The organism is Irregularibacter muris, assembly GCF_024622505.1.
In the GTDB taxonomy this organism is placed as follows: domain Bacteria; phylum Bacillota; class Clostridia; order Eubacteriales; family Garciellaceae; genus Irregularibacter; species Irregularibacter muris.
In genome coordinates this window covers 1-1410 of the sequence record NZ_JANKAS010000035.1, presented here as the reverse complement: position 1 = coordinate 1410, position 1410 = coordinate 1, and the positions used below count along the sequence as shown (strand labels likewise).

Sequence of the window (1410 nt, the reverse complement as noted above, 5' to 3'; positions counted from 1 at the left end):
TTAACTTCTTCTGCACTCACTAAAGGAGCCAAAGGGGTAAGTAAGATACTAAAGAGACATACAAGGCTTATGATTTTTCTTAGCATTTTCACTTTCTCCCTCCTTTCTATTTTTTATTCAACTTCTTCTTTTAATTCGACATAAGCCACCGTATCCCCTTCTTTTTTTACATATTTATAAAATCTTAGCCCATTAATAAATTTTCGCAAAAGAAATGAACATGGTCAAATTTGACCATGTTCATTTCTTTTGTGACTTAGAAAATATCGTGTCAAAATATTATATTTGTCAATTGAACTGAGGAATATCAAATATTAATGTATAGCTAGTACATTTCTTATAAAGGTCCGCAAAAATTCTCGCCTGCTTTACGGCCCATCCAATATCAGTAGCATATTGATGTGTTGCAGGATTTGCGGGATTCCATCTCATCTTATATAGAGTATCCTGTTTATAAGATTGATGATGAACATATCCTTCAGCTATAAATTTAGCTCCTCCAATAATAGCCTTTTCTGGTGTAAACCAGCCTTCTTTATAGGCACGCTCTGCACCGCTTCTTAGGGCATCACTGTCTACAGCACCTATTCCAAACATATTATACACCTTTTTATATTCTTTTTCGGTTTTTCCCCCTAGGAGTGCCCCTTTAGAATTGATAAAAAAACCTTTATCATTAACTAGCCTGAAATTTGCATCAATATATGCCCCATTAGCAAGAGTAGATGAGCCATTACCAGTCTCAAGCTTAGCGTGAGAAATTAGATATAATTCATTAATGCTGTGTAATTGAGACGCCATCGCAAAAGCTGCTCCTTTGCTTTCCAAAATCCCTTGATTGATTAAAAGATTATTTAAATCCTTTTCTAATATACCGGTACTAACTGATAAAACTAGGAATTGATAGATGGCATCATTGTCCATGAAGTTTGCCGGATTTAAATGATATAATGTACCTTCTGCACTAGCCGCATACCATCCATACTTATCTTTGGGCTTACTTAAATCTGCATAAATCAATAAGTCCGTACGGGGATATGCTTCACTATCCACATAGTTTTTACCTAAAGCCATTTGCTTACTTAACATTTCATTTATAGATAAATTATATTTTGTCGTTTGGATATATATATTATCTCCGGTATATAGTATTTTTTTATTAGCCAATCCTATACCCATATTAGCTTCACCTATTATTTTATAGGGTACTGTTGGTGCCGTCAGTATTCTATTATAATAATTAATAGCTGTGTCGAAATTACCTTGACCATGATATTTCCTTGCTAAATTTAATATATTTACTGCACTGCTGGCTACACCTTCTTTAAATCTACTATCATTTGGGTATAACTCATATCCTTTTATATACAGGTTGAATTTCTCACTTGCATAGGGTGAATTATTAGCTTT

At 33.6% G+C, this 1410-nt stretch carries 1 protein-coding gene; it reads right to left on the bottom strand.

The genetic code is table 11. The annotated features are described in order from the left end of the window. Positions 1 to 288 precede the first annotated feature (288 nt). Positions 289 to 1410, bottom strand: a 1122-nt coding sequence (locus tag NSA47_RS15295) for an N-acetylglucosaminidase (protein ID WP_257533565.1), incomplete at its 5' end; no start/stop codon positions are given.